Annotated in this window: 23 protein-coding genes and 1 other RNA gene; 10 read left to right on the forward strand and 14 right to left on the reverse strand. The window is 69.4% G+C overall.

Translation table 11 applies throughout. From position 1 onward, the window contains the following. The first annotated feature begins 43 nt into the window (after nucleotides 1-43). From KUM49_RS33015 to rnpB, 4 genes are all read left to right on the forward strand, one after another. Nucleotides 44-610, forward strand: a complete 567-nt coding sequence (locus KUM49_RS33015) for a Uma2 family endonuclease (protein ID WP_374200221.1) — start codon at nucleotides 44-46, stop codon at nucleotides 608-610. Nucleotides 611-656: 46 nt separating this feature from the next. Next, entirely contained in the window at nucleotides 657-1,478 is an 822-nt protein-coding gene (locus KUM49_RS33020; protein WP_217240631.1) for an AraC family transcriptional regulator, read from the forward strand. Nucleotides 1,479-1,496: 18 nt separating this feature from the next. Further along, nucleotides 1,497-2,465, forward strand: coding sequence for a DMT family transporter (locus KUM49_RS33025; RefSeq protein WP_217240632.1), 969 nt, complete (start codon nucleotides 1,497-1,499; stop codon nucleotides 2,463-2,465). Between the two features lie 18 nt (nucleotides 2,466-2,483). Then, nucleotides 2,484-2,887: RNase P RNA component class A (gene rnpB / locus KUM49_RS33030), an RNA gene on the forward strand. A 643-nt stretch (nucleotides 2,888-3,530) separates the two neighbouring features. On the opposite strand, the gene KUM49_RS33035 is transcribed toward rnpB, so the two are convergent. The 5 genes from KUM49_RS33035 to KUM49_RS33055 form a co-directional block, all read right to left on the reverse strand. Further along, nucleotides 3,531-5,423 (reverse strand): DUF2075 domain-containing protein, encoded by a 1,893-nt coding sequence (locus tag KUM49_RS33035; protein ID WP_217240633.1) that lies wholly within the window; start codon nucleotides 5,421-5,423, stop codon nucleotides 3,531-3,533. A 278-nt stretch (nucleotides 5,424-5,701) separates the two neighbouring features. Next, entirely contained in the window at nucleotides 5,702-6,199 is a 498-nt protein-coding gene (locus KUM49_RS33040; protein WP_217240634.1) for an NUDIX domain-containing protein, read from the reverse strand. Nucleotides 6,200-6,298: 99 nt separating this feature from the next. Further along, nucleotides 6,299-6,445, reverse strand: coding sequence for a hypothetical protein (locus tag KUM49_RS33045; protein ID WP_254402172.1), 147 nt, complete (start codon nucleotides 6,443-6,445; stop codon nucleotides 6,299-6,301). A gap of 79 nt (nucleotides 6,446-6,524) precedes the next feature. Beyond that, nucleotides 6,525-6,740, reverse strand: a complete 216-nt coding sequence (locus tag KUM49_RS33050) for a DUF397 domain-containing protein (protein WP_217240635.1) — start codon at nucleotides 6,738-6,740, stop codon at nucleotides 6,525-6,527. Further along, on the reverse strand, nucleotides 6,737-7,669 hold the full coding sequence (locus KUM49_RS33055; protein WP_217240636.1) for a helix-turn-helix transcriptional regulator: 933 nt from the start codon (nucleotides 7,667-7,669) through the stop codon (nucleotides 6,737-6,739). Before KUM49_RS33055 ends, KUM49_RS33050 begins: the two co-directional genes overlap by 4 nt. A gap of 147 nt (nucleotides 7,670-7,816) precedes the next feature. On the opposite strand from KUM49_RS33055, the gene KUM49_RS33060 reads away from it, so the two are divergent. Continuing rightward, nucleotides 7,817-8,356, forward strand: coding sequence for an ATP-binding protein (locus tag KUM49_RS33060; protein WP_217240637.1), 540 nt, complete (start codon nucleotides 7,817-7,819; stop codon nucleotides 8,354-8,356). 242 nt (nucleotides 8,357-8,598) lie between these two features. Here KUM49_RS33060 and KUM49_RS33065 read toward each other — a convergent pair whose 3' ends face one another. From KUM49_RS33065 to KUM49_RS33075, 3 genes are read right to left on the reverse strand one after another with little or no spacing between them, the layout of a single operon-like run. Beyond that, the gene (locus KUM49_RS33065; protein WP_217240638.1) at nucleotides 8,599-8,910 is read right to left on the reverse strand and encodes a hypothetical protein; all 312 of its coding nucleotides are present in this window, start codon (nucleotides 8,908-8,910) and stop codon (nucleotides 8,599-8,601) included. After that, nucleotides 8,910-10,298, reverse strand: coding sequence for a hypothetical protein (locus tag KUM49_RS33070; RefSeq protein ID WP_217240639.1), 1,389 nt, complete (start codon nucleotides 10,296-10,298; stop codon nucleotides 8,910-8,912). Before KUM49_RS33070 ends, KUM49_RS33065 begins: the two co-directional genes overlap by 1 nt. Continuing rightward, nucleotides 10,295-10,744 (reverse strand): hypothetical protein, encoded by a 450-nt coding sequence (locus tag KUM49_RS33075; RefSeq protein WP_254402113.1) that lies wholly within the window; start codon nucleotides 10,742-10,744, stop codon nucleotides 10,295-10,297. The genes KUM49_RS33070 and KUM49_RS33075 overlap by 4 nt, the downstream gene beginning before the upstream one ends. A 442-nt stretch (nucleotides 10,745-11,186) precedes the next feature. Here KUM49_RS33075 and KUM49_RS33080 point away from each other — a divergent pair, with 442 nt between their 5' ends. Next, nucleotides 11,187-12,194: a helix-turn-helix domain-containing protein gene (locus tag KUM49_RS33080; protein ID WP_217240640.1), complete on the forward strand. Its 1,008-nt coding sequence runs from the start codon at nucleotides 11,187-11,189 to the stop codon at nucleotides 12,192-12,194. A gap of 357 nt (nucleotides 12,195-12,551) precedes the next feature. Here the strand turns inward: KUM49_RS33080 and KUM49_RS33085 are convergent, their stop codons facing one another. Next, nucleotides 12,552-13,613 carry a sugar ABC transporter substrate-binding protein gene (locus KUM49_RS33085; RefSeq protein WP_217240697.1) on the reverse strand — a complete coding sequence of 354 codons (1,062 nt, stop codon included), beginning with the start codon at nucleotides 13,611-13,613 and terminating at the stop codon, nucleotides 12,552-12,554. Nucleotides 13,614-14,030: 417 nt separating this feature from the next. Beyond that, entirely contained in the window at nucleotides 14,031-14,444 is a 414-nt protein-coding gene (locus KUM49_RS33090) for a VOC family protein (protein ID WP_217240641.1), read from the reverse strand. A gap of 372 nt (nucleotides 14,445-14,816) precedes the next feature. On the opposite strand from KUM49_RS33090, the gene KUM49_RS33095 reads away from it, so the two are divergent. Further along, nucleotides 14,817-16,676, forward strand: coding sequence for an NAD(P)/FAD-dependent oxidoreductase (locus KUM49_RS33095; RefSeq protein ID WP_217240642.1), 1,860 nt, complete (start codon nucleotides 14,817-14,819; stop codon nucleotides 16,674-16,676). On the opposite strand, the gene KUM49_RS33100 is transcribed toward KUM49_RS33095, so the two are convergent. Continuing rightward, nucleotides 16,673-17,056, reverse strand: coding sequence for a MazG-like family protein (locus KUM49_RS33100; protein ID WP_217240643.1), 384 nt, complete (start codon nucleotides 17,054-17,056; stop codon nucleotides 16,673-16,675). The genes KUM49_RS33095 and KUM49_RS33100 overlap by 4 nt on opposite strands. Before the next feature lie 53 nt (nucleotides 17,057-17,109). Further along, entirely contained in the window at nucleotides 17,110-17,667 is a 558-nt protein-coding gene (locus KUM49_RS33105) for a DoxX family protein (RefSeq protein WP_217240644.1), read from the reverse strand. A gap of 142 nt (nucleotides 17,668-17,809) precedes the next feature. On the opposite strand from KUM49_RS33105, the gene KUM49_RS33110 reads away from it, so the two are divergent. Together KUM49_RS33110 and KUM49_RS33115 are read left to right on the forward strand one after the other, a co-directional pair. Beyond that, nucleotides 17,810-18,136 carry a nuclear transport factor 2 family protein gene (locus KUM49_RS33110; RefSeq protein ID WP_217240645.1) on the forward strand — a complete coding sequence of 109 codons (327 nt, stop codon included), beginning with the start codon at nucleotides 17,810-17,812 and terminating at the stop codon, nucleotides 18,134-18,136. Nucleotides 18,137-18,219: 83 nt separating this feature from the next. Continuing rightward, a complete protein-coding gene (locus tag KUM49_RS33115) occupies nucleotides 18,220-19,245 on the forward strand; it encodes an aldo/keto reductase (protein ID WP_217240646.1) in 1,026 nt (341 codons plus the stop codon). A 237-nt stretch (nucleotides 19,246-19,482) separates the two neighbouring features. Here the strand turns inward: KUM49_RS33115 and KUM49_RS33120 are convergent, their stop codons facing one another. Next, nucleotides 19,483-20,334 carry an SDR family oxidoreductase gene (locus KUM49_RS33120; RefSeq protein ID WP_217240647.1) on the reverse strand — a complete coding sequence of 284 codons (852 nt, stop codon included), beginning with the start codon at nucleotides 20,332-20,334 and terminating at the stop codon, nucleotides 19,483-19,485. 145 nt (nucleotides 20,335-20,479) lie between these two features. Here KUM49_RS33120 and KUM49_RS33125 point away from each other — a divergent pair, with 145 nt between their 5' ends. Further along, on the forward strand, nucleotides 20,480-22,120 hold the full coding sequence (locus KUM49_RS33125; RefSeq protein WP_217240648.1) for an alkaline phosphatase: 1,641 nt from the start codon (nucleotides 20,480-20,482) through the stop codon (nucleotides 22,118-22,120). On the opposite strand, the gene KUM49_RS33130 is transcribed toward KUM49_RS33125, so the two are convergent. Beyond that, nucleotides 22,107-23,147, reverse strand: a complete 1,041-nt coding sequence (locus KUM49_RS33130) for a Gfo/Idh/MocA family protein (RefSeq protein ID WP_217240649.1) — start codon at nucleotides 23,145-23,147, stop codon at nucleotides 22,107-22,109. The genes KUM49_RS33125 and KUM49_RS33130 overlap by 14 nt on opposite strands. Between the last annotated feature and the right edge of the window lie 54 nt (nucleotides 23,148-23,201).

Consider the following 23,201-nt stretch of genomic DNA (forward strand, 5'->3'; position numbering starts at 1 on the left):
GTTCCTTCCGGTGAGCGACTGGCTTCGGCATTGCATGGAAGCCATGCCACTGGACCCGATCACACAGAAGCTCCTGCTGGACTGGTTCGCCGACCTGGACACTCCAGCGGGCCTTCGAGCGGAACTCATCGAGGGGGAGCTCGTCGTGACCCTGGTGCCGGACGGGCACCACGAGCACTGCATCAGCCGGACCGCGCGCCAGGTGTATCGGCGGTCCCCAGCGGAGATGGAGTTCTCGGCGAACAAGGGTCTGCTGCTGCCGAGCGCGGACGGCTGCCCGAAGGACCACATGATCCCGGACGGCACCTTCGCCTCGAAGGAGCTGCAGCTGTACCGAGGAGCCGATACCTGGATGCCTGGTGAAGGGGTCGCCTTGGTGCTGGAGGTGACGTCCGCGAAACCCCAGACCGACCGCGAGACCAAACGCCGCTGCTACGCCCGCGGCGGCATCCCCCTCTACCTGCTGGTCGACCGCGAGGCCTCGTGGACCACGCTGTTCAGCGACCCGGCGTCGGGCGACTACCGGGAGATCCACGCCGCCGCATTCGGCAAGCCGCTAACCCTCCCAGACCCCTTCGCCTTCGACCTGGACACGTCGGACTTTCTCTGAGCCCTCCGGCGTTCCACCCACAAGGACGACGACCAGGGGGCGGCGCATGGAGCAGGCACGGTGGACCAGGGCACGCCTAGGCAGCTGCGGTCCCCCGCTCGACCTGCTCACCGCCCGCTTCGACCGACACACCTACGCCGCGCACACGCACGAGCAGTTCAGCATCGGCATCTGCGTCGACGGCTCCGAGGTCATCGACTACCGGGGCGACCACCTCCGCCCCGGCCCGGGCTCCATCGTCGTACTGGCCCCCGGAGAAATGCACACGGGCCGCCCCGCAGCGTCCGACGGCTACGCCTACCGAGCCCTGTACCCCGACCCCTCCCTCCTCACCGAAGGCACCCTCGGCGACGGCCTCCCGCACTTCCCCGAGCCCCTCCTCGACGACCCCGAACTAGCGACCGCCCTCCGCCGCGCCCACACCGAACTCAGCGCCTGCCCCGACCCGCTGGAGACCGAGTCCCGCCTCCCATGGCTCCTCACGGCGCTGGCCCGCCGCCACTCCACGGCCCGCGCGACGAGCGACACGGTCCCCGGCGCCACCCACATCGCCCACGCCGTACGCGACCGCCTGGCCGACGAGCTCCTGGAGCCCCCCTCCCTCGCCGAACTCGCCGCCGTCTTGGGCCTGTCCCGCTACCAACTCCTCCGAGCCTTCCGTACGACGATGGGGATACCCCCGTACGCGTGGCTGGCGCAGCACCGGGTGCACCGGGCCCGCGGGCTACTGGAGTCCGGGCTGAAGCCGGCCGAGGTCGCGGGCCTGGTGGGCTTCGCCGACCAGGCGCACCTGACCCGCTGGTTCCGGCGGGTCCTCGGGGTAACCCCGGCGGCGTACCGCAACAGCGTTCAAGACGGCCGCCGCTGACGCGGCGAACATGGCCGCATGACTGCACGCGGCTGGTTTCTGTTCTCCCTGATGGGAGTGGTCTGGGGCATCCCCTACCTGCTGATCAAGGTGGCGGTGGATGCCCCACTGTCCCCGTCCATGGTGGTGTTCACCCGCTGTGCGCTCGGCGCGGCCCTGCTCCTGCCCTTCGCCCTACGCCAGGGCGGCCTGCCCGCCACCGTACGGACCCACTGGCGCCCGATGCTGGCCTTCGCATGCATCGAGATCATCGGCCCCTGGTGGACCCTGACCGACGCCGAACGCCACCTGTCCAGCTCCACGGCAGGCCTCCTCATCGCCGGCGTCCCGATCGTAGGAGTGGCGTTGGCCCGCTTCTTCGGCGACACGGAGAGGCTGGGGGCGAGGCGCGTCGTCGGGCTCGGCCTGGGCCTGGCTGGCGTAGGAGTCCTCACAGTCCCGCACCTGACCGGCGGCGACGCCCGCTCCCTCGCGGAGGTCCTGGTGACGGTGGTCGGCTACGCAGCGGCCCCCTTGATCGCGGCCCGCCACCTGAAGAACGTCCCGACCCTCCAGCTCATCGCCCCCTGCCTGGCCCTCGCGGCCCTGGTCTACGCCCCCGCGGCGGCCCTGACCCGGCCCGCCGAGCTGCCCTCCAACGAGGTCCTGGCCGCACTGGCGGCACTGGGCGTCATCTGCACGGCGGTCGCCTTCGTGGCCTTCCTGGAACTGATCAAGGAGGTCGGCCCGACCAGGGCGACGGTGTTCACGTACGTCAACCCGGCGGTGGCGGTGGCAGCGGGCGCGATCTTCCTGGACGAACCGCTGACGGCGGGCGTCGTGGCGGCGTTCACGCTGATCCTGGCGGGCTCGGTACTGGCGACGGCGTCTGGCCCGGGCTCGGCCACCGGCCCGGTGCTAGGTCACCCAGGTCGACGCGGCCTCTCACAGCGGCTACGCCGAGGGCATGACCCCCGACCGGACCGAGGCGAGGCCCGCGCCCGGTAACATGGTCGACACGGCAGACGAGCCGGGCGGACGGCCGCGTGAAGACCCTCAGGGGAATTCCCGAGGAACGTCCGGGCTCCACAGGGCAGGGTGATGGCTAACGGCCACCCGGGGTGACCCGCGGGAAAGTGCCACAGAAAAGAAACCGCCCAGCGCCTAGGTGCTGGGTAAGGGTGAAACGGTGGTGTAAGAGACCACCAGTGCCCAGGGCGACCTGGGCAGCTAGGTAAACCCCACCCGGAGCAAGGTCAAAAGGAGCGCCGTAAAACGCGCTCTGCGCGGACGTTCGAGGGCTGCCCGCCCGAGTCCGCGGGTAGACCGCACGAGGCCGGCGGCAACGCCGGCCCTAGATGGATGGCCGTCTCCCCGGCCGCCGCGAGGCGACCGGGCGACAGAACCCGGCGTACAGCCCGACTCGTCTGCCGCTACGGCTCTGGCTTGGCCTTATGGCCTAGTCGGGGCCCTTGGCCGTGTCCCTGGTGGGTGCGTGGCGGTGGTTTGCTGAGTGAGGTCACCAAGCTCGCAGAGGGGACTGGCGGGGAGGCGAGGCTTCGACCTAGATGCGTGGAAGCGACGGTCGGCGACGCTGGTAGAGCGTCGGTGCTGCCAGCACACCGTGGTTGACGGAGGCTCAGTTCAACCGACTGATCCAGTCGCTCGCCGAGGACGGCATGTCGTTTGAGGACATTCTCGAAGAATTCGATGACCAATTGGGTGCCGAAGGGCGAGCACTGGCCAGGTCCGCGACCCGCCGCGGAAGGCTGGCGCTGATGCGTCGACCCCACCCTCCTCAGATCGGAACGCAAGAAGCGTTCCGCATGTGCATCAGCACGAAGATCAGCTTGCCGATGCGGACTCTGCTCAGCAGTTATGAGCTAAGAGTTGTGATCGCTGCCGGTGCGTATGAGCAGGCGTGCCGCACTTCCACTCTTCACCACCTGCAGCCTGCTGTGTTCACTCCCCGCAATCATGGCCCCGTAAGCTTCCGTCGCGTCGGGCGGTGTGTGGTCCTGCCGGTAAAGCACGACGTTGGGGCCAGGCTGACGACCTCTCGCGCACACCGAACTACACGGGTTCCGGCACCTCGGCTCGCGATGCCGGATGAATCAGCGACCGCAGTTTCTCGCGAGTCTCCGCGTCCGTCGAGTAGAGGATCGTCCCGACCATTCCCCGCGTCAGCAGCACCTTGTACGTGTTGCGGATGAGGCGGTCGACGTCGTCGTCCGGCGTCGCCTTGGTGAACGACGGGTCCTTTGAGGCTGAGCGGTCGACCACCCAGCAGTCCGTTCGCCAGACCAGGTCGGGGCCGATGATCACGCCGGACCAGTCGTACTCGAAGCCCTGCGCCGTGTAGACGCACCCGACTTGGCCGAAGCCGGCCGGGTCGGTGGCCCAGAGGGGGGCGGGTGGTGCGCCGAGGGCGGAGCGGTCGCCGTAGAGGTTCCAGGGGCGGGACCATTGGCCGATCACGACGTCTTCGGGGAGTGTCGTCATGTCTGGCGTGATCTTCGTGGTCCATTTCCAGCAGTAGCCGGCCGACATGCGGGCGCCGTAGCCCTCCTCCCGGCGTGCAACGAGGAAGTCCTCCAGTTCCTGCGGGGTCTCGGCGGTCAGTAGTTGCAGCTTGCCGTCGGGCTCCCATTGGCTGGGCGTGCCGCCGTCCAGGCCGAGCAGGTCGATGACCCACTTCTCGTACGCGTCGCTGCCGCCGCACCGGAACTGGCCGTCCAGTTCCACCACCGTGCAGTCGAGACCCTGCTCGGCGGCGGCCCGTTCGATCTCCTGCCGGGTCCCCATCTCGCCGGGGCGCACCACCTGGTGCTGGTCGAGCAAGAACACGGGGACCCGGGCCGCGTCGATCAGTTCCGCCACCTGGGGGCGTCCGGTGCGGAGCGCCGCCTTGGTGTAGCGGTTGGCGGACGTTTTCCGCAGGCGGTGGGCCTCGTCGCAGATCAGGACGTCGAGGTCGTTGGGCTCGGCGTCCATGAAGCTGTTGAAGTACATGAACAACTGCTGCACTTCACGTTTCTTGTGCCCCGCGACCCTGCGCATCGTCTTGGTGAACGACGCCGACCCTGTCGCGTGCAGCGCTGGTACTCCGCGGCGGTACAGCTCGCCCAGGACCGACAGAGCGATCACGCTCTTGCCGGATCCGGGACCGCCGGTCACCACGATCACCTGCTTGTGGTTGCCGCGCTTGGCCTTGCGGACCGCGGACATCACCTTCTCGTACGCGACCTTCTGCTCGGCGATGAGCACGAACTGTTCCCGGTCGCGGATCTCGGCTGCCGCGACGGACATCAGCTGCTTCGACGGCCGAACCTTGGCGTCGAGCAGTACGTCGGCCACGTGTGCGCCCGGCTTCGCGGCGAGCCGCGAGCGCAGGAAGTCGAGGAAGGCGCCGCGCTGTTCCCCGGTGTACATCCGACCGTACTGGTTCTCCTCGACGGTCCTGAGCCCCGCGATCTGGAACTCGGTCGCGTTGTGCAGGAACGCCACGCCGGCCAGTGAGTTGGGCATTCGTTCCAACGCACCGTTGAACGACTGTAGATACTCGCAGTAGCCGCGTACCTGCTCGATCGGGTTGAGGACGGGCTGCGGGTACGCGTCGATCCGGCACAGCAGCGGCTCGTCCTCCTCCGGGTAGGCCGCGCTCCACTGCTTGAGTTCGACGACTACGTACGACGGCTCGCCTGTGGTCGGGTGCACGCCGGCGAGCAGGGCGTCCGCGCGCTTGCTGGTGAGGGGCAGGCTGTACTCGACGAGGACCTCCACGTCGTCGAGCCCCGCCTCGAGGAGCGCGTTGACGAGAGCGGGGAGGCTGCGCTCCCAGGACCGCACCTCGGCCTGCGCGGGGCGCCGGCCGTGCTGGTGACGGAAGTTCTCGGTCAGATGCAGCGACAGCGACCCTTCGAGGATGCGGGCGGCGACGGACGCCGCGGACTCACGGAACAGCAAGAAAACGCCCCCATGCAGCACGAAGAAGACTCGTGCGGGTGGGGGCATGTCCTTCGAGGTCCGCCGGGTAGGCGGATCAGGAAGCCCGTCGGGCCGCTGAGATGTTGCTCGCCATCCTAGGTGAGCGTGTCGATCACGTGGAGGGGACGGTGGAGGGTTCGGTGAGGTGGAGTCTCGCTTGCCGAGCGCCGCGCGCAGCCAGTCCAGCGACTGGGATCCGGCGGTTGGCGAGATAGCACAGTGCACCGCTGCGCTGTATGAAGCGTTGGTCGCCTCTCTTACCAGCCAGCGAGCGAGAGTTGGGGTCCGTCGGTGAGGTAGTGACGGAGGGCGCCGGCGCTGGTCTTTACGAACTCCTCGGGGAGGGAGTCGGCACCGACCCAGCGGACCTGGGCGTGCTTGAGCGGTTCCCTGTTCTCGGGTTCGCCGGTCCACTCGTGGGCGGCGAAGACGACGGTGAGGAAGCCGTTGGGGGCTTCAACGCCCAAGGCGCCGTGGATGATGTGGGCGACTTTCAGGGACTCTGGGTTCACGGTCAGGCCGGTTTCCTCGTACAGCTCGCGTACGGCCGTTTCGGTGATGGGCTCGCCGGGCTCGCTCTTGCCGACGGGGAGGTCCCACATGCCCTGGGAGAACTTGGCGTTCTGGCCACGCTGGAGGAGGACGACTCGGTTGGTGGCCTTGTCGTGGACGATGACGGCGGCGACAAGCACTGTCATGGATTCGAGGGCGGGCGGCAGGGCGTCGGGCTGGTCGTCGGTCTGTGGCTGAGCCACGGTTACGTCCCTTCATCGGTCGGTTCGTGGAGGGAGCGATGTGATCGCCTTCCGAGTACGGTCGGAGGTCATGCCCTCCATGAGAGTCAGGGCCTGGGCTCAGGCGGCGAGGCCGTAGCCGAGGTCGGCGTCGGTGAGGGCGTGGACCCGCTTGTACTTCTCGGGGGCCCAACGGATCAGGGCATAGCGGTAGGTGGCAGCGCTCGCAGCTTGCCACGTGGCCCACGGACCTTCGTAAGCCTTCATGCCGGTCGGCACAGCGCCGTTACGCCGAGAGCCCTGCCGTCCGACAGGAACCGGCAGGGCTCTCGCGATCGTACGAGCGTTAGGCCTCGCGCCTCGACGAGGCTGGCCCGACGAACCCCTCCCACGCTGTACGCGACACCGTGACGATGGGGCCGGCGTCGGCCTTGGAGTCTCGGACGTGCACAACTGCCGTACCGGCCGCTACCTCTACACACTGGCCGCCCTCGGTTCCGCTGTAGCTGCTCTTGAACCAGGCGAGGCCGGATGCGGCGGTCGAGGACTCAGCGTTGTTCATAGCGATCCCAGCAACCCTTCCATGAACTCCAGTGACTCTCGCGGAGTGAGAGCCTGTGAGCGGATAATCCCATAGCGGGCCGCGGCGAGAACCGTCTGTTCCGGGTCGGTCTCGAGCGTGCTGGTTGCGTGGGTCTCGGCGTACACGAACTTTTTGCCGTCCTTCCGCGTGACGACTGTGAACGGCCCGTTCACTCCTGCGTTGTCCTCGCAGTCGATCGGCATGACCTGGATCTCGACGTTCCGCTTCTGGCCGATCAGGAGGAGATGCTCCAGCTGTCCTCGTAGGACGTCCTTGCCGCCGTACCGGTGCCGCAAAACCGCCTCGTCCATCACGAAACCGAGTAGCGGTGCAGGTCGCCGGTCGAAGATGTCCTGTCGAGCCAGCCGCGCGGTTACGCGCTGCTCGATCGTTTCCTGGTCCAGGGGCGGACGCCGCATAGCGAGCAGGGCCCTCATGTAGTCCTCGGTCTGCAGGAGTCCGTTGACGAGATGCGTGTCGTACATGAGCAGCTCAAGGCATTCCTTCTCCAGCGCCGCCATCCCCTGAAAGAACACCGGGTACTGCGCCCGCTCCACCTCCTCCTTCCACAGGCACAGCAACCCACTCGCCCTCAGCACCTCATCCGCCCGCTCGATCGTCCGAGGCGACGGAATCCTCCGCCCCTGCTCGAACGACGCGATCGTGGACGCCGAATAGCCGAGCTGCCTCCCGAACTCCTCCCGCTCCATGCCCTCCCGCACCCGCAGCGTCTTCATGGTCTGCCCGAACGCCGTGACGATGCCTCGCCCGGCATCGTCCTCCGGCCGCGGCCCGCCCCCGCCCCCGACGTCGTTCTTCCAGCCGTCCCCGAGGCTCACGACCGCCTCGTCGCCGGTGCCCGCTACCACCTCGGTCCCCGCCGCCGTACTCGCCGTAACGTCCGTCATCGACCACCGCCTCCCCGGCCCAACGCCCCTGCAGGGAACGCCGTAACGCCGCGCGCCTCGTACTCGTACCGACACCGCGCGTACAGCCGGTCAGCGTCGGTGCGTCACCACTGGTCACGCTACGCCACCAACGGGACCGTTATCGGCATGACGACCAAGCCCGACCGCCCCACCGCCCCGGCTCAACTCACCGCTCACACTCCGTACTTGATCTCTGAATTCGAAGCGCGCGGCGACCGCACCTTCGAGATGCGCTTCACCTCCACACCCCGCGGTGCCCGACTCGCCCGCCGCCTGACGGGCGTACGCCTGGACGCGTGGGGGATCCCGTACGACGCAGCACCCCACGACGAGATCGTGCTGATCGTGGCCGAGTTGACCGCGAACGCCGTGCGGCACGGCCACGTTGCCGGTCGCGACTTCCACCTCCGCGTGCACGCGCCGGCCGACAGCCGCACAGTTCGTGTCGAGGTCACCGACACTCGCGCCGAACGCGTCCCTCGGCGTCCCGCCGTCACCGACATCGCTGGTGGCGAAGAGACGGGCCGCGGGCTGCTCCTCGTATCGCATCTGGCTGCGCGCTGGGACTGGTACTCGCGCTCCGACGGTCCGGGCAAGACTGTCTGGGCGGAGTACGTCCTTCCTGGGAGAACCGCTGCCGCGGCGAACGGCATGAGCGCCGGTTAGCACGGCTCCGAAGCCGATCGTCCTCGTGCCGCCCGACGATGTGCAGACCTGCTGGAAGCAGACGGTCCGGTTGGAGCGCGTCCAGATGGCGTCGCCTTGGTTGGACGCGTCGTGGTCTTCCGGCGGTGAACCCGTCGGCCCGCGCCCTCTCCTGTGCTTCGTCCCGCTGCTGGCGTCGGTAGTCCGGGATGTCCTGATCGCAAGGCGCGGGGCGGATGCGACACGCCACGGTGGCGGTGGGCCTAACCGCCCACCACCCATCGCGCTCCTGCAACCACGCCCAACAGCAGAGCGGGAGATATCCACCACCACGGCATGGCCCTGCGCACCGAAGGCACCAGCCACAGCGCCGCCGCGGCCCCGGCTGCCGCGATGGTTACGACGCACGACAGCACGATTCCGGCGTACGCGTCGTCGTCCCAGGTGCCGGACGGCGTGATGGTCAGTGCGGTCCAGCAGAAGTACGCGGCGATGAGGGTGAGCAGGGTGAGGGGTACGGCGAGGACCACACGGAGGCAGCCGCGGTCGTCGTCCACGTGGGAAGGGCTGGTCATCAGCGCAGTGCGTTCCTTGCCTCGTCCAGATTGTTCGCGAACCCACGCCCGTAGGACTGGGCGTCGTCGGTCTCCCAGTACGGCCCGCCGTTGTAACGCGCGGCGAGTTCCTGGTACTGGGCCGGTGTCATCTCCTCGGCCGGCACGTCGGCGAACTCGCTCTCCGCCTTGAGCTGGGCCAGGTACTCCGAGGCAATGAAGATGTTCTGCGCGGGGTCCTGCAGGGCCGTTTCCACCGTGCCGCGCTGCTGGTCGGTGAGGTGCTCGGGGTCGTAACCGAGAACCTCGGCGCCCCGTCGCACCTGGATGGCGATGGGGCCCATGGACGTGTTGTCCGGGTCACCGCCGAGTCGCCACGGCAGGCTCTCAGGAGCGATCGGGCTCAAGGGGGAGTCCGCCTGCTCGCGGATGGTGTCGGTCATGTCGTCCAGGATGCCGGGCTGTCCGCCGACCTCCTGCCACGCGATACCGGCCACCATGTCCGGCGGCAGCCCCGAATTCCGTGCCGCGGCCTTGATGATCTCCTTGTTCGCCGCTATCCAGTCGGCCCTGTCCTGTGCGGTGGACGGCGGGCTCCAGTAACTGTCCTGCGCGCCAGGGAGGTTGGCGACCTGGAGGCGGATGTCCCGCAGGGTCGGGGAGACGATGTCGTCGCCGGCGAGAGGGTAGTAGTCCTGCTTGGGGCCGCTGCCGGGCAGCCGCGTCAGCGGGTTCGCGCTCGCCTCGGCCGCCTCTCGCCGCAACTCCGAGATCGCCGAGACGACATCGACACGTTGGATGAAACCCATCCGGAAGTCCGGCAGCAGGTCATAGGCCTGCTTGAGCTCGTGCACGCAGATCTCCCGCGCCTCGTGCTCCGTGATCTTCGCCAGGTGGAAGTCCCCGCCGGCGGCGTCGTGCAGCCGGTTCGCGTCGTCGCGGATGTCGTCGACATCCATGGTCAGCTCGGCGAAGAAGTCCATGACACCAGTCGTGTCCCGCATGTCCTCCCACTGGCGCATCGGCTCCGCCTCCTGCGCCTCACGGGTGATCGCCGTGCCCTTGGTGTGGATCAGTTCCGCGAGGGTCTGCTCGTTCGCCTTGCCATTGGAGTAGTGGGCCTTGGCGACCTCCAGCGCGAACGCGTAGCTGCGCAGAGCGCCGGCGGCCTTGTCGTAGCCTTCCGCGAGTTCCGCCAGCAGCTTGCGCCCCTCGGCGAGCCGGGCTTCGTAGTGCTGACTGCCCTCGCTCTTCCACCGCGTGTGCTTCTCCGCACGCTCGGCGGAAGGGTCGACCGCCACGAGCATGTCGTGCACGCGCTTGAACTCGTCCGCATTCCGTTCGACGAGGGGCGGGTTGCAGTCCTCCAGGAACTCGACGTCCTTGCGGTGGCTGATGCCGCTGCTCATCGCGCCTCCGGGGCGACGTACTGGCCGTACTCCAGGACGTTGTCCAGGAAGCCTCGGGCCGTGTCGTCCTCGATCTTCACGAAGTCGCTGCCGGTCGTCCTGAGGCGAGTGGACAGCGCCGCGAACAGGGCGACCACGTCCAGGTACTGGTCACCGGCGAATCCCGCGAACCGCGCCACCTGCTTGGCCACGTCCGCGGACGCCCGGGGTTCGCGGGCCATGGTGGTCAGTTCGGCATCGGGCCGACCCTCATGGAGAAAGCCCGCGATCTCGATCAGCAGATTCGCGTTGCCATTGATCGACTCGGCCTTGGCGACCAGGGAACCGGTAGCCGGGGCGACGGCCCCGCCGCCGCTGTCTGCCGGCAGCTGGTCGATCTGCATACCGGTCTGCTGACGCGCCAGGGCGGCGGCCTTCAACTGGGCCCACTCCTCTTCGAAAGACAACCTGTTCCCCCTCCAAGTCCGTCACCTCGAACAGCCAATCGATCATGCCATTGGAGGTGCGCGTACTGGAACCTCGCCACTCCGCCCGGGGGCTGGTCCACACACCGTCTTGGCCAGTTGCGCACAACCTGGGTCGCGTGCAGGGGTGTTGGAGCGTTGACGGCCCGGTGACGGGTTATTCGCCCAGCTCGGTACCGGGACGCGGGAACCCGTGACTCGGTGGTGCGCAATGTTCTTCAAAGGCCTTGGGGAAACTACCGACCCCACCGAACCCGCCCTCCACGACCGCGAGTTGGGGCGCCACTCATTCGAGTGATGGGACCGTCAGCGGGTCGCGCGGGTGGGGTACGGTCGCCGCACACAACCGCAAACAGAGAACGGCCCCCGGCAGGACGGCAATCCCGGCGAGGGCCTGACCAACCAGGAAGAATAGAGCTTCCCGATGGCTGATCCGCAGTCTAACGCGGCCCTGCCCGCGTACCCCTCGCCCGAGCACTCGCCGCCCGCGCCTCCGGAACTCCCGCCGGACGCACCCCGCGCCGGAGTCCTCCACGTACGGCACCGCCACACCGAGCGCTACACCGTCGTCGGCAACCACCTCGCCCAGCACCCCAGCCTCTCCGCCACGGCAATCGGTATCGGCGTCCACATCCAGTCCCTGCCGGATGGTGCTTCGGTCACCATCAAGGCGCTCACCCTGCGCTTCCCAGAGGGTGAGGTGACGATCGGCAGGGCGTTGCGGGAACTGGAGGCGGCCGGGTATCTCGTCCGCCGCCGGGTGCCGCTCGGGGGTGGCCGTATCGCCACGCGTACCTTCTTTCTCGATCATCCGGGGGTGGTCGTACGAGCCTCTGTGCGAGGCAGAGGGGGGTTCGAGGCTGCCGCTCCTGTTCTGTCCTCTGCTGCCGGGGATGAGGCCGAACCTCCTCCTACTTCGGGGCCGGTGGCTCTTCAGGGCCAGGCGGAGGGCTCGCGGCCTGACTCGCGGCCGGCTTCCGTCCGTACGAGGCGTGCTGCGCCCGAACCCGCTACGGTGCCCGACGGACCGGCGGCCGACCTGCTCGCGCGTCTGCGGCTCGCCGACGCCCGGCTGCTGCTGTCCGAACGGGACGTTCAGCGGCTCGCGCCTGCTGTCGAGACCTGGCTCGCCCGTGCCGCGACGCCGGACCAGATCACCCGCACGCTCACCGCGGGCCTCCCGTCCGAGGCCGACCTCATCCGTAATCCGGCCCGGCTCCTCGAATACCGCCTGACGACCCTTCTCCCACCGCCGTTGCCAACAGCGCCTCTCCGTACGGCGACGGAGACGTCCCCGCTGCGACCGGTGCCGCTGGTCACCTGCGACGGCTGTGAACGCGCCTTCCGCTCGCAGGATCCGCACGCACTCTGCCGGGAGTGCGGGGAACGCCACGGCCGACACAAGGCCGAACCCGGCGACTCGGCCGCCTGAGCCGGTAATGGCGGTGAGGACTTGTGCGGGTGAACCTTCGAGGTTCGGCGGTGTGGTGGGCGTGTGCTTTCCAGCGTGGGCGTCGGTCGGTACGGGCGGTGGAGGTGAGCCGACTTCGACGCCGAGTTCTCGCCCCCGGAGGCGGCCGCGCGCCGCGGCCGCCTGTGCGAGGTAGGCGGGACTTACCTCCGACCAGGCTGTCCTCCTCGGCGTCTTCGCCGAGGCGGACGCCGTTTTGCGGAGGAGCTGTCTTCCGGGCCTTGGAAAAGCCGGAGGTCTGACGGGCTGCCCGGCCCGCCCCGAGGACATCGCCGGCGGGGGTTCCGCCGGAGTGCCTCGCCCGCGCCCGGCTTCTCGCTACTTCAGCCCGATCTCCGCGCAGTCCGCCGCGTACTTCGGGGTGCAGATGTCCTTGACGGTGTAGACGCCGTCCTGGATCACCGTTTCCTTGATGTTGTCCTTCGTTACGGCGACCACCGGGACCAGGTTGGACCGGATGTCCTTTTCCGTCGGGCTGTCGACGGCGTCGGGGGTCAGCGCGTCGAACTCGAGTGCGCGGCCCTGGACCTTGGCCACGGCCAGCTCCGCGGCGTTGTGCGCCTCCAGCAGGAACGGCTTGTAGACGGTCATGTACTGCTCGCCGGAGACGATTCGCTGGAGCGCGGCCAGATCCGCGTCCTGGCCGGTCACCGGTGGGATCTTGCTCGCTCCTGCCTCCTTCAGCGCGTCGATGACGGCGCCCGCCATGCCGTCGTTCGCCGAGTAGACGGCGGCTATGTTGTCGAGGCCGAGGGCCTGGATGGCCTTCGCCATGTTCGCCTTGGCGACCGAAGGCAGCCACTCCTTGGTGTCGTACTGCTTGGCGATGATGACGTTGCCGTCCAACTCGCTGAGCGCGCCCTGCTTGAAGAGTGCCGTGTTCGGGTCGGCGAGCGAGCCGTTCATCATGACGATCTTGCTGGTCTTGGAGTCCTCGCCGAGTGCCCCGACGATGGCGCGGCCCTGCACCTGGCCGACGAGCTCGTTGTCGTGCGAGACGTACGCGTCGATCGGGCCCTGAGCGAGCCGGTCGTAGGCGATGACGGGGATGTCCGCGTCCTTGGCCTTCTGGACGTCGGACGCGATGGCCTTGGCGTCGACCGCGTCCACCAGGATCACGTCCACCTTGGCGTCGATCATCTCCTGGAACTGTTGGCTCTGCTTGGCCGCGCTCGCGCCGGCGTTGGCGTAGCGGACCGTGCCCTTCTTGTTGGTGAGGGAGGCAACCTTTTCCTTGATGAGGGGGTAGTCGAACTTCTCGAAGCGTCTCGTGTCCTTGTCGGGCAGGAGCAGACCCACCGTGATGTCGTCGCCCTTCTTCGGGCTCACGGAGCTGCTGCTCCCGGCGATGCCCTCGATGGCGCCGCACGCGGCGAGCATCAGGGTCGAGGTGGAAACGGCCACGACGAGGGGGAAACGACGTGCGGCGGAGCGGAGGATGGGTGAAGCGTTCACTGCAGGTGCCTTCCGGGGCTAGAGAGCAGCCTGGTGACCAGGTGATGAAAGCCAACGCGTAAGCGCGTTCAGCGTCAAGGGTTCCAGTTAACGAGATAGCAACAGCAATCACGCGTAACATCCGTCGGCGTCAGGACCGCCGGCGATCGTCCTCCAAGTTCAGAAGGATGACGTGCACTTGCCGGTCCGCCTTGTCGGTCGGCGACAGCTCGGTCTTGTTGTCCGGTCGCCGCCGCGCCGGACTCTCGACCAACCCAAGTCATCCGGTCCCGGGTTCCGTCGACGGTTCAGTCGGTGGAACCCGGGGATTCAGGCGTGCCCGGTCACCCCGGTGGGGTTCCCTCAGCCCTGTGGCTGGACGATGTTGACCATCCACGGGATGCCGAAGCGGTCCGTGCACATGCCGAACACGTCGCCCCACATCTGCTTGTCCAGCGGGACGGAGACGGAACCGCCGGCGGACAGCTTCTCCCAGTAGCCGCGCAGTTCGGTTTCGTCGTCGCCGCTGAGGCTCACCGAGAAGGTGTTGCCCGGCGTGTGCTCCATGCCGGGCGGGTTGTCCGCGCCCATCAGGGTGAAGCCGCTCGGCGTCTCCAGCATGCCGTGCATGATCTTGTCCGCGTCCGGGGTGCCCGGCTGGCCGAACTCCCCGTAGGTGTTGAGCTTGAGGGTGCCGCCAAAGACCTCCTTGTAGAACTCCATCGCCTGCCGGGCGTCGCCGTCGAAGCTGAGATACGGGTTGAGGCGTGAGGCCATCAATACCTCCCGAAGTGATCGAAACGATCGAAATGGGCTGAACTGTCGGACCGACGCAGACTAGCGCGGGCCACTGACAACGGCCCGGCGCGTGAGCGGCAAGCGTCGTCGCGTCGCGTCGCGTCGTGCCGTGCCGCGTCGTGCCGTGCCGTGCCGTGCCGTGCATGGTGTCCTCCGTCTCGGCGGCATGCCTTTCGATCACCTGCTCGACCGAGTCCCGTCGATACCCGTCGATGCCCGTCGATAGACGCCGGCCTCGGTACGGCCCACCGCTCGATTGGCCTGAAGCTGTCAGGGAACCGTCAGGTCAGTCCGCTTGACTGTCTCTCAGCTGCCCCTGTCCCGGCCTCCCCGACCGAGGAGAGAAGAGACATGACCACCCCCCACGCCCCCAACACTCCCAACGTCCCCCACACCCCCGCCCCACCCCGCCTCGACTTCGACCCCGAAGCCCTCCGCGCCAGATACCGCACCGAACGCGACCGCCGCGTCCGCCCCGACGGCCGGGCCCAGTACCGCGTCACCAGCGGCGAGTTCGGCTCGTACGACGAAGACCCGTACGCCGACCAGGAGTTCACGCGGCAGCCGTTGCACGACCGGGTCGAGGCGGTGGTCGTCGGTGGTGGGTTCGGTGGGCTGCTCGCCGGGGCTCGGCTGCGGCAGGCCGGGGTCGCGTCGGTCCGGGTGATCGAGAAGGGCGGGGACTTCGGCGGCACCTGGTACTGGAACCGGTACCCCGGCATCCACTGCGACATCGAGTCGTACGTCTATCTGCCGTTGCTGGAGGAGATCGGTTACGTCCCCCGATGGCGGTACGCGCCGGGGGAGGAGATCCGGCAGCACGCGCGTGCCGTCGCGCGGCACTTCGGTCTCTACGACGACGCCTGCTTCCAGACGCAGGCCACCGAGCTCCGCTGGGATGAGGGGAGGGCGGAGTGGGTCGTCGGCACCGACCGTGGTGACCGGATCCGGGCGCGGTACGTCGTGGTCTCCAGCGGCACCCTCAGCCAGGCCAAGCTGCCCGGCATCCCGGGGATCGAGACGTTCAAGGGGCATACGTTCCACACCAGCCGCTGGGACTACGCCTACACCGGCGGTGACGCGGACGGCGGCCTGACCGGACTCGCCGACAAGCGGGTCGCCCTCATCGGCACCGGGGCCACCGGCATCCAGGTGGTGCCGCACCTCGGGGCCGACGCGCGGCACCTGTACGTGTTCCAGCGCACGCCCTCCTCCGTCGACGTGCGCGGAAACCGTCGGACCGATCCGGAGTGGGCCCGGTCGCTGCGGCCCGGCTGGCACCGGCACCGCAGGGACAACTTCCTCAAGGTCGTCACCGGCGTGCGCGGTGAGGAGGACCTGGTGAACGACGGCTGGACCAGCAGCGCGCGGTTGCAGGAGAAGCTGATCCCGACCAACGCCTACGCGCACATCCCGGCCGAGGAGCGTGAACGGGCGTACGAGCTTGCCGACTTCCAGAAGATGAACGAGATCCGGGCCCGGGTGGAGTCGATCGTCGAGGACCCGGAGACCGCCGAGAAGCTCAAGCCCTGGTACCGCTACATGTGCAAGCGGCCCACGTTCAGCGACCACTACCTCCAGACCTTCAACCGGCCCAACGTCACCCTCGTCGACACGGCCGACACCCACGGCGTGGAGCGGATCACCGAGACCTCCGTCGTCGTCGGTGGCACGGAGTACGACGTCGACTGCGTCATCTTCGCCACCGGCTTCGCGGTCGGGGTGTCGGGGCTGGTGTCCGGGCAGCTGCCGGCGTACGGGCGCGGCGGTGTCGCCCTGCTGGACCGGTGGAAGGAGGGCGGCCCGCGTACCCTCCACGGCTTGTGCACCCACGGCTTCCCGAACCTCTTCCAGCTCGGGTCGCTGCAGAACGCCGCCGCCGTCAACTTCGTCCACGTCCTCGACGAACAGGCCACCCACATCGGCGCCGTCGTCGCCGAGGCGCGCAGACGCGGGGCGCGGTACGTCGAGCCCAGCGCCGAGGCCGAGGAGGCCTGGGTGGCGACGATCCGCGAGAAGGCACCCGACCAGTACCTCTTCCATGCCGAGTGCACCCCCGGCTACTACAACAACGAGGGGCGCCCGCGGCAGCGCAGCGAACAGTTCGGCGACGGGCCCGTCGTCTTTCACGAACTGCTCGCCCGCTGGCGCGCGGAGGGCGGTACGGAGGACGTCCTCGTCGACGCCGACCAGGGCGGGCGGCTCCCCTAGGGCGCCGGGGCCGTTCCCAGGGAGCGTTCCGTCACGCGGGCCAGATGGCGGGCGAAGACCTCGCGGGTGTCCGGGGTGAGCGTGCGCAGGGCCACCAGGGCCGTGATCACGACGTCGCACAGTTCACCCTGCACGTCGTCCCAGGTGTGGGTGACGCCCTTGCGCGGGTTCTGGCCGGTCGCCCCGATCACCGCCTGGGCGACCTCGCCGACCTCCTCGGAGAGCTTCAGTATGCGCAGCAACAGGCCGCCCTGGTCGCCGTCGATCGGGCGGTTCTCCTCCAGCCACGTCCACAGCGCGTCGATGGAGCTCCACAGGTCCGCGGTCGTCTCCGCGGTCGTTTCCGCAGTCGTCGGGGGAGAGGTGGCCTGATTCGTCATGCGGGCAGCCTGTCACGCTGCCCGCGGAACACCAGGCCCCATGCCCCTACTCGTCACTCGTCGAACGTCTCCTCGAACAGCGCCTGCTGCTCGCCCTCCTCCGTCTTCCGCAGCCGCCGGTTCCGCGCGCCCACGACCAGTGCCGTCACCAGTCCGGTCGCCGCGAACGCCGCCGGGACCATCCAGCCCCGGTTGACCGCGTGCCGCAGCGAGTGGTCCAGGGAGAGCCGGCCGGGGCCGGTGACGGCGAGGCCCGCCGCGGTCAGGCCCAGGGACGCCGCGTACTCGTAGCCGCCGCTCTGGTTGAAGAAGCCGTTCGGGGTGTGCACCGCGGCCGCACCCGCCATCGCGCCGGCCGCCGCCGCACCGGCCGCCGGGGTCGCCAGGCCCAGCGCCAGCAGGGTGCCGCCGCCGGCCTCGGCCAGCCCGGCCGCCGCGGCGCTCGGCTTCCCGGGGGCGTAGCCGACGGACTCGAAGAACTGGCCGGTGCCCTCCAGTCCGTGTCCGCCGAACCACCCGAACAGCTTCTGCGTGCCGTGCGCGGCCAGCACTCCGCCGGCGCCCAGCCGGAGCAGCAGCAGGCCCAGATCACGTCGGTCGTAAGAGCTCACGATGACTCCCGGTACTGACAGAAGAGGTGAAGAGGTAGGAACACCCCACGCGTTTCCACCGTCGCACCGCTCACACCCCCCGGCTCCGCCCGCCGTGCCGTTCGGGTGGCGCTCCTGCGACGGCGGTGTGACTCTGACTGCCATGACGATTCAGACAGCCAAGCTGAGCGACCCGGCCGTCCGCGCCTTCGTCACCGCCGTCAACGCCCACGACCGCGAGGCCTTCGTGAAGCTCCTCGCCCCTGGCGCGACCATGGCGGACGACGGGGCCGACCGCGACCTCGACGAGTGGATCGACCGGGAGATCTTCACCTCGCACGGCCACATGGAGGTCGACAACGAGTCCTGGGGCGGCCGTGCCATTCTCGCCCGCTACAGCAACGACACCTGGGGCGAGATGCGCACCCGGTGGAGCTTCACGGTGGAGGACGACGGCAGGATCTCCCGCTTCGAGACCGGCCAGGCCTGAAAGCCCCGTACGGCAACTCGTAGAAACCCCCTAGCAGAAAACCCTTGCCCTAGAGTGCACTCCAACTCCTAGCGTGCAACGCCATGGAGACCACGCAGTCCACGCAGAGCACGCAGTCCACGCAGACCACGCAGAGCACCCGGACACTGGGCCGCACCGGCATCGAGGTCAGCCCTCTCGGCTTCGGCTGCTGGGCGATCGGCGGCGAATGGCAGGACGCGGACGGGCAGCCGCTCGGCTGGGGCAAGGTCGACGACGAGGAGTCCGTACGGGCGGTCCGGCGCGCCCTCGATCTGGGCGTCACCTTCTTCGACACCGCCGACACCTACGGCGCCGGGCACAGCGAGCGCGTCCTCGGCCGGGCGCTCGGCAGGCGCCGGGACGACGTGGTCCTCGCCACCAAGTGGGGCAACGTCTTCGACGAGGCCACCCGCACGCTCACGGGCGGCGACGACACCCCGGCCTACGCCCGCCGCGCCCTGACGGCATCCCTCACCCGCCTGGGCACCGACCACGTCGACCTCTACCAGCTGCACCTCTCGGACGCCGACCCGGAGCGTGCCGCCGAACTGCGCGACACCTGCGAGGAGTTCGTGCGCGAGGGGCTGATCCGGGCGTACGCCTGGAGCACCGACGACCCGGCCCGTGCCGCCGTCTTCGCGGAGGGGGAGCACTGTGCGGCCGTGCAGCACGCGATCAACGTGCTGCAGGACGCGCCCGACATGCTCGCGCTGTGCGAGGAGTTGGACCTGGCGAGCATCAACCGCAGCCCGCTCGCCATGGGGTTGCTGACCGGGAAGCGGCGCGGGGCCCTGGAGGCCGGTGACATCCGGAGCCGTCCGCCGGAGTGGCTGCAGGGGTTCGAGGAGGGCTCCGGTGCCGCTCCCGACTGGGTCGCCCGCGTCGACGCGCTGAAGGACGTCCTCACCAGCGGCGGCCGTACGCCCGCCCAGGGTGCCCTCGCCTGGCTGTGGGCGCGCAGCCCGCGCACGGTCCCGATTCCCGGCTTCCGTTCGGTCGCCCAGGCCGAGCAGAACGCGGGCGCGATCGAGAAGGGGCCGCTCACCGCGGAGCAGTTGGCGGAGGTCGACCGCATTCTCGGGCGGTGAGCTGCCACTCCGGCGGATCGACGCGGCAGCCGTTCCGCGCATCGGTGCGTACCCCGCAGCCCCTCGCGAGATCCACCCCCACCCGACGCGGTGGAACGGCTGCCGCCACCCCCCTCGGGTGCGGTTGTGGAAGCCGGGTCCTCCAAGTGTGAAGCTCTCGTGGAGGAGAGCAAGAGCATAAGGCTTCCACCGGTACGTATGGTGCGGAGTTTTAGATTCCGGTTGTGCAGGTTGTGCTCAGCCGCGGCCCACGTACGGCATCGTCGTCGCCAGTACCGTCGCGAACTGCACGTTCGCCTCCAGCGGCAGCTCCGCCATGTGCCGCACGGTCCGCGCGACGTCGGCGACGTCCATCACCGGCTCGGGCGCCATCTCCCCGTTGGCCTGAAGGGCGCCGGTCCGCATCCGGTCGGTCATGTCGGTCGCCGCGTTGCCGATGTCGATCTGCCCGACCGCGATGCCGTACGGCCGCCCGTCGAGGGACAGCGCCTTGGTCAGCCCCGTCAGCGCGTGCTTGGTCGCGGTGTAGGCGACGGAGTGCGGCCGGGGTGTGTGCGCGGAGATGGAGCCGTTGTTGATGATCCGGCCGCCCCGCGGGTCCTGCTCCTTCATCTGCCGGTACGCCGCCTGCGCGCACAGGAACGCCCCGTTGAGGTTGGTGTCCACCACGTGCCGCCAGGCGTCGTACGGCAGTTCCTCGACGGGCACCCCGCCCGGCCCGAAGGTCCCCGCGTTGTTGAAGAGCAGGTCCACGCGCCCGAAGCGGTCCGCGGTGGCGGCGAACAGCGCGGCCACGTCCTCCGGTTGGGACACATCGGTGCGCACGGCGATCGAGGCGCCGCTGATTGAGACGCCGGTGATCGAGGAGCCGGTGATCGAGGCGCCGTCGGTCCCATGGGTCCCGTCGGTCCCGTCGGCGCCTTCGGGCGCCAGCGCCGCCGTCCCCTCCAGCGTCTCCATCCGGCGGCCCGCCAGCGCCACCGACCAGCCCGCCCGCAGCAGCTCCACGGCGACCGCGCGGCCGATGCCGGAGCCGGCGCCGGTCACCACCGCGATCCTCGAATCCTTCGCAGTTCGCATGGCATTCATGGGCCCGCAGCGTACGGGAGGGGCCGGACGGGGCCCGCCGTACGGAACTCATCCGTCCGCCATCTGAGTGTTGTGTACGTGCCAATCGGATGTCGTCCCCGGCCACTCCAATTGCTCCTGCACTCATCAGTCAGGGGAGGACCGGATGACACTCGACACCCGCCCGTCACAGCACGCCCCCGAACTTCGCGCCGTCGCCCGCCACGTGAACCGCCGCCGCTTCCTGACCGTCACCGGCGCGGCCGCCGCGCTCGCGTTCTCCGTGAACCTGCCCGCCGCCGGCACGGCGAGCGCCGCCGAGCTCGACGCCGCGAGGATCACCGAGAACCCCTTCACCCTCGGCGTCGGATCGGGCGACCCGCTGCCCGACTCCGTGCTCCTGTGGACCCGGCTCGCCCCCGCCCCGTACCAGCCCGACGGCGGCCTTCCGGCCGAACGCGTCCTGGTCCACTGGGAGGTGGCCCACGACGAGAGATTCCGCCGGATCGCCAGACGCGGCACGGCCGTGGCACACCCCGAGTTCCACCACACCGTCCACGCCGAGGTCGCCCACCTCGGCTCCGGCCGCGTCTTCTACTACCGGTTCCGCGCGGGCAGTTGGATCAGCCCCGTCGGCCGCACCCGCACCGCACCGGCCCCCGGCAGCCGCACCTCGGCGCTCACCTTCGCCGCCGTGTCCTGCCAGGCGTACACCGACGGCTACTTCACCCCGTACGGCCATCTCGCCGCCGAGGACGTCGACGTGGTCCTCCACCTCGGGGACTACCTGTACGAGTACGCGGTCAACTCGGTGGGCGGCTACCGGAACTACACCGACCGCACCCTCCCCGCGGTGTTCAACCGCGAGACGGTCACCCTGGAGGACTACCGCCTGCGCTACGCCCTCTACAAGTCCGACCCCGACCTGATGGCCGCGCACGCCGCGCACCCCTTCGTCGTCACCTGGGACGACCACGAGACCGAGAACAACTACGCCGACGAGATCCCCGAGAACAGCGTCCCGCCGGAGGAGTTCCTGCTGCGCCGCGCCGCCGCCTACCGCGCCTACTGGGAGAACCAGCCGCTGCGCCGCCCGCAGCAGCCCGCGGGACCGGACATGCGGCTCTACCGGCGTCTGCACTGGGGCCGGCTCGCCCAGTTCGACGTCCTCGACACCCGTCAGTACCGCTCCGACCAGGCCTACGGCGACGGCCTCGACCTGCCCGGCCCCGAGATCGACGACCCGGCGCGCACGATGACCGGCGAGACCCAGGAGCGGTGGCTGCTCGACGGCTGGCGCGACTCACGGGCCCTGTGGAACGTCGTACCGCAGCAGGTGAACTTCTCGCAGCGCAAGCTCGACCTCACGGACCCGGCACGGCTGTCGATGGACGCCTGGGACGGCTACCGGGCCTCGCGCCGCCGGATCCTCGACGGGGCCAAGGCGGCCGGCATCGACAACCTGATGGTCCTCACCGGTGACGTGCACGTCGCGTACGCCTACGACATCAAGGACGACTTCGACGACCCCGCCTCCCGCACCCTCGGCACGGAGATCGTCGGGTCGTCGATCTCCAGCGGCCGGGACGGCGCCGACAAGCCCGCGACCTGGGACACGTACACCCGGGCCAACCCGCACATGAAGTTCTACAACGGGCTGCGCGGCTACGTGACCGTCGAGCTGGGCCGCGAGCGGGCCCGGGCCGACTTCAGGAGCGTGCCGTACGTGACCAGGCCCGGGGCGCCGATCGCGACGGCCGCGTCCTTCGTGACCCAGGTGGGGGAGCAGGGGCTCACGCCGGCGTGAGCCCGGCCACCGGCTCCACCGGCTCCACCGGGTCCTCGCCCGGATAGCGGACGCCGACGCGCTCCCGTATCGCGTCGAGCGTCCGCATCACCGCGAGGGTGCCGTCCAGCGGGACGAGCGGGGACTCGGTCTCGCCCGCCCGCAGGGCGCGCATGACCTCCAGGGCCTCGTGGCGAAGGCTGCCCCGGGGACCGTCCGCCGGGTCGGCGGCGAACTCCTGCGGGTCGCGGCCGTCGCGGTGCAGCACGAACCGGTCGGTGTGGAAGAAGCCGTACGGGATGTCGATGCGGCCAAGCGAGCCCGTGACGGACGCGGTGGTGGCCGTGCCGCCGATGACGGAACAGTGCACCGAGGCGAGCGCGCCGCCGTCCCAGGAGAGCAGCGCGCTCGTCTGGAGGTCGACGCCCTCGTCGGACAGGGTGGCGCGCGCCGCGATGTCCGACGGCTCCCCGAGCAGCAGGTGGGCGAAGGACACCGGATAGACGCCGAGGTCGAGCAGCGCGCCGCCGCCCTGCTGCGGGTCACGCAGCCGGTGGGTGGGCGGGAAGGGACCGGCAAGCCCGAAGTCGGCCTGCACATTGCGTACTTCGCCGATCGCGCCGTCCCGCACCAGGTCGGCGAGGCGCCGGATGAGCGGGTTGCAGTACATCCACATGGCCTCCATGAGGAAGCTCCCGCGCTTCCTCGCCAGCGCGACCAGCTCCTCGGCCTCGCGGGCGTTCAGCGTGAACGCCTTCTCGCACAGGACGTTCCGCCCGGCCTCCAGACACAGGCCCGCGGCCGCGCGGTGTGCCGAGTGCGGGGTGGCGACGTACACGACGTCGACGTCCTCGTCCCGGGCGAGCGCGTCCCAGCCGCCGTAGGCCCGGGGGATCCCGAACCGCTCCGCGAACGCCTTCGCCGACTCCTCGGTCCGCGAGGCCACCGCCACGACCTCCGCGTCCGGCAGATCCACCAGGTCGGCGGTGAACGCCGCCGCGATCCCGCCCGTCGCCAGGATCCCCCAGCGCACCTTCTGCTCCGTCATCCCGGCCCCACCCTCGCTCCACCACACCTCGGCACTCTGTACGAGCTGAGAGCA

Origin of the sequence: Streptomyces sp. AC555_RSS877, from assembly GCF_019049245.1 — a bacterium.
In the GTDB taxonomy this organism is placed as follows: domain Bacteria; phylum Actinomycetota; class Actinomycetes; order Streptomycetales; family Streptomycetaceae; genus Streptomyces.

Excerpts from the sequence above, each read along its gene's own strand:
- KUM49_RS33020 (WP_217240631.1), top strand. The coding sequence starts at position 657 with ATGGAGCAGGCACGGTGGACCAGGGCACGCCTAGGCAGCTGCGGTCCC.
- KUM49_RS33130 (WP_217240649.1), bottom strand. The coding sequence starts at position 23,147 with ATGACGGAGCAGAAGGTGCGCTGGGGGATCCTGGCGACGGGCGGGATC.
- KUM49_RS33025 (WP_217240632.1), top strand. The coding sequence starts at position 1,497 with ATGACTGCACGCGGCTGGTTTCTGTTCTCCCTGATGGGAGTGGTCTGG.
- KUM49_RS33045 (WP_254402172.1), bottom strand. The coding sequence starts at position 6,445 with ATGAAGGCTTACGAAGGTCCGTGGGCCACGTGGCAAGCTGCGAGCGCT.
- KUM49_RS33110 (WP_217240645.1), top strand. The coding sequence starts at position 17,810 with ATGACGATTCAGACAGCCAAGCTGAGCGACCCGGCCGTCCGCGCCTTC.
- KUM49_RS33095 (WP_217240642.1), top strand. The coding sequence starts at position 14,817 with ATGACCACCCCCCACGCCCCCAACACTCCCAACGTCCCCCACACCCCC.
- KUM49_RS33120 (WP_217240647.1), bottom strand. The coding sequence starts at position 20,334 with ATGAATGCCATGCGAACTGCGAAGGATTCGAGGATCGCGGTGGTGACC.
- KUM49_RS33015 (WP_374200221.1), top strand. The coding sequence starts at position 44 with ATGCCACTGGACCCGATCACACAGAAGCTCCTGCTGGACTGGTTCGCC.
- KUM49_RS33090 (WP_217240641.1), bottom strand. The coding sequence starts at position 14,444 with ATGGCCTCACGCCTCAACCCGTATCTCAGCTTCGACGGCGACGCCCGG.
- KUM49_RS33050 (WP_217240635.1), bottom strand. The coding sequence starts at position 6,740 with ATGAACAACGCTGAGTCCTCGACCGCCGCATCCGGCCTCGCCTGGTTC.
- KUM49_RS33060 (WP_217240637.1), top strand. The coding sequence starts at position 7,817 with ATGACGACCAAGCCCGACCGCCCCACCGCCCCGGCTCAACTCACCGCT.
- KUM49_RS33065 (WP_217240638.1), bottom strand. The coding sequence starts at position 8,910 with ATGACCAGCCCTTCCCACGTGGACGACGACCGCGGCTGCCTCCGTGTG.
- KUM49_RS33080 (WP_217240640.1), top strand. The coding sequence starts at position 11,187 with ATGGCTGATCCGCAGTCTAACGCGGCCCTGCCCGCGTACCCCTCGCCC.
- KUM49_RS33115 (WP_217240646.1), top strand. The coding sequence starts at position 18,220 with ATGGAGACCACGCAGTCCACGCAGAGCACGCAGTCCACGCAGACCACG.
- KUM49_RS33100 (WP_217240643.1), bottom strand. The coding sequence starts at position 17,056 with ATGACGAATCAGGCCACCTCTCCCCCGACGACTGCGGAAACGACCGCG.
- KUM49_RS33070 (WP_217240639.1), bottom strand. The coding sequence starts at position 10,298 with ATGAGCAGCGGCATCAGCCACCGCAAGGACGTCGAGTTCCTGGAGGAC.
- KUM49_RS33055 (WP_217240636.1), bottom strand. The coding sequence starts at position 7,669 with ATGACGGACGTTACGGCGAGTACGGCGGCGGGGACCGAGGTGGTAGCG.
- KUM49_RS33085 (WP_217240697.1), bottom strand. The coding sequence starts at position 13,613 with ATGCTCGCCGCGTGCGGCGCCATCGAGGGCATCGCCGGGAGCAGCAGC.
- KUM49_RS33125 (WP_217240648.1), top strand. The coding sequence starts at position 20,480 with ATGACACTCGACACCCGCCCGTCACAGCACGCCCCCGAACTTCGCGCC.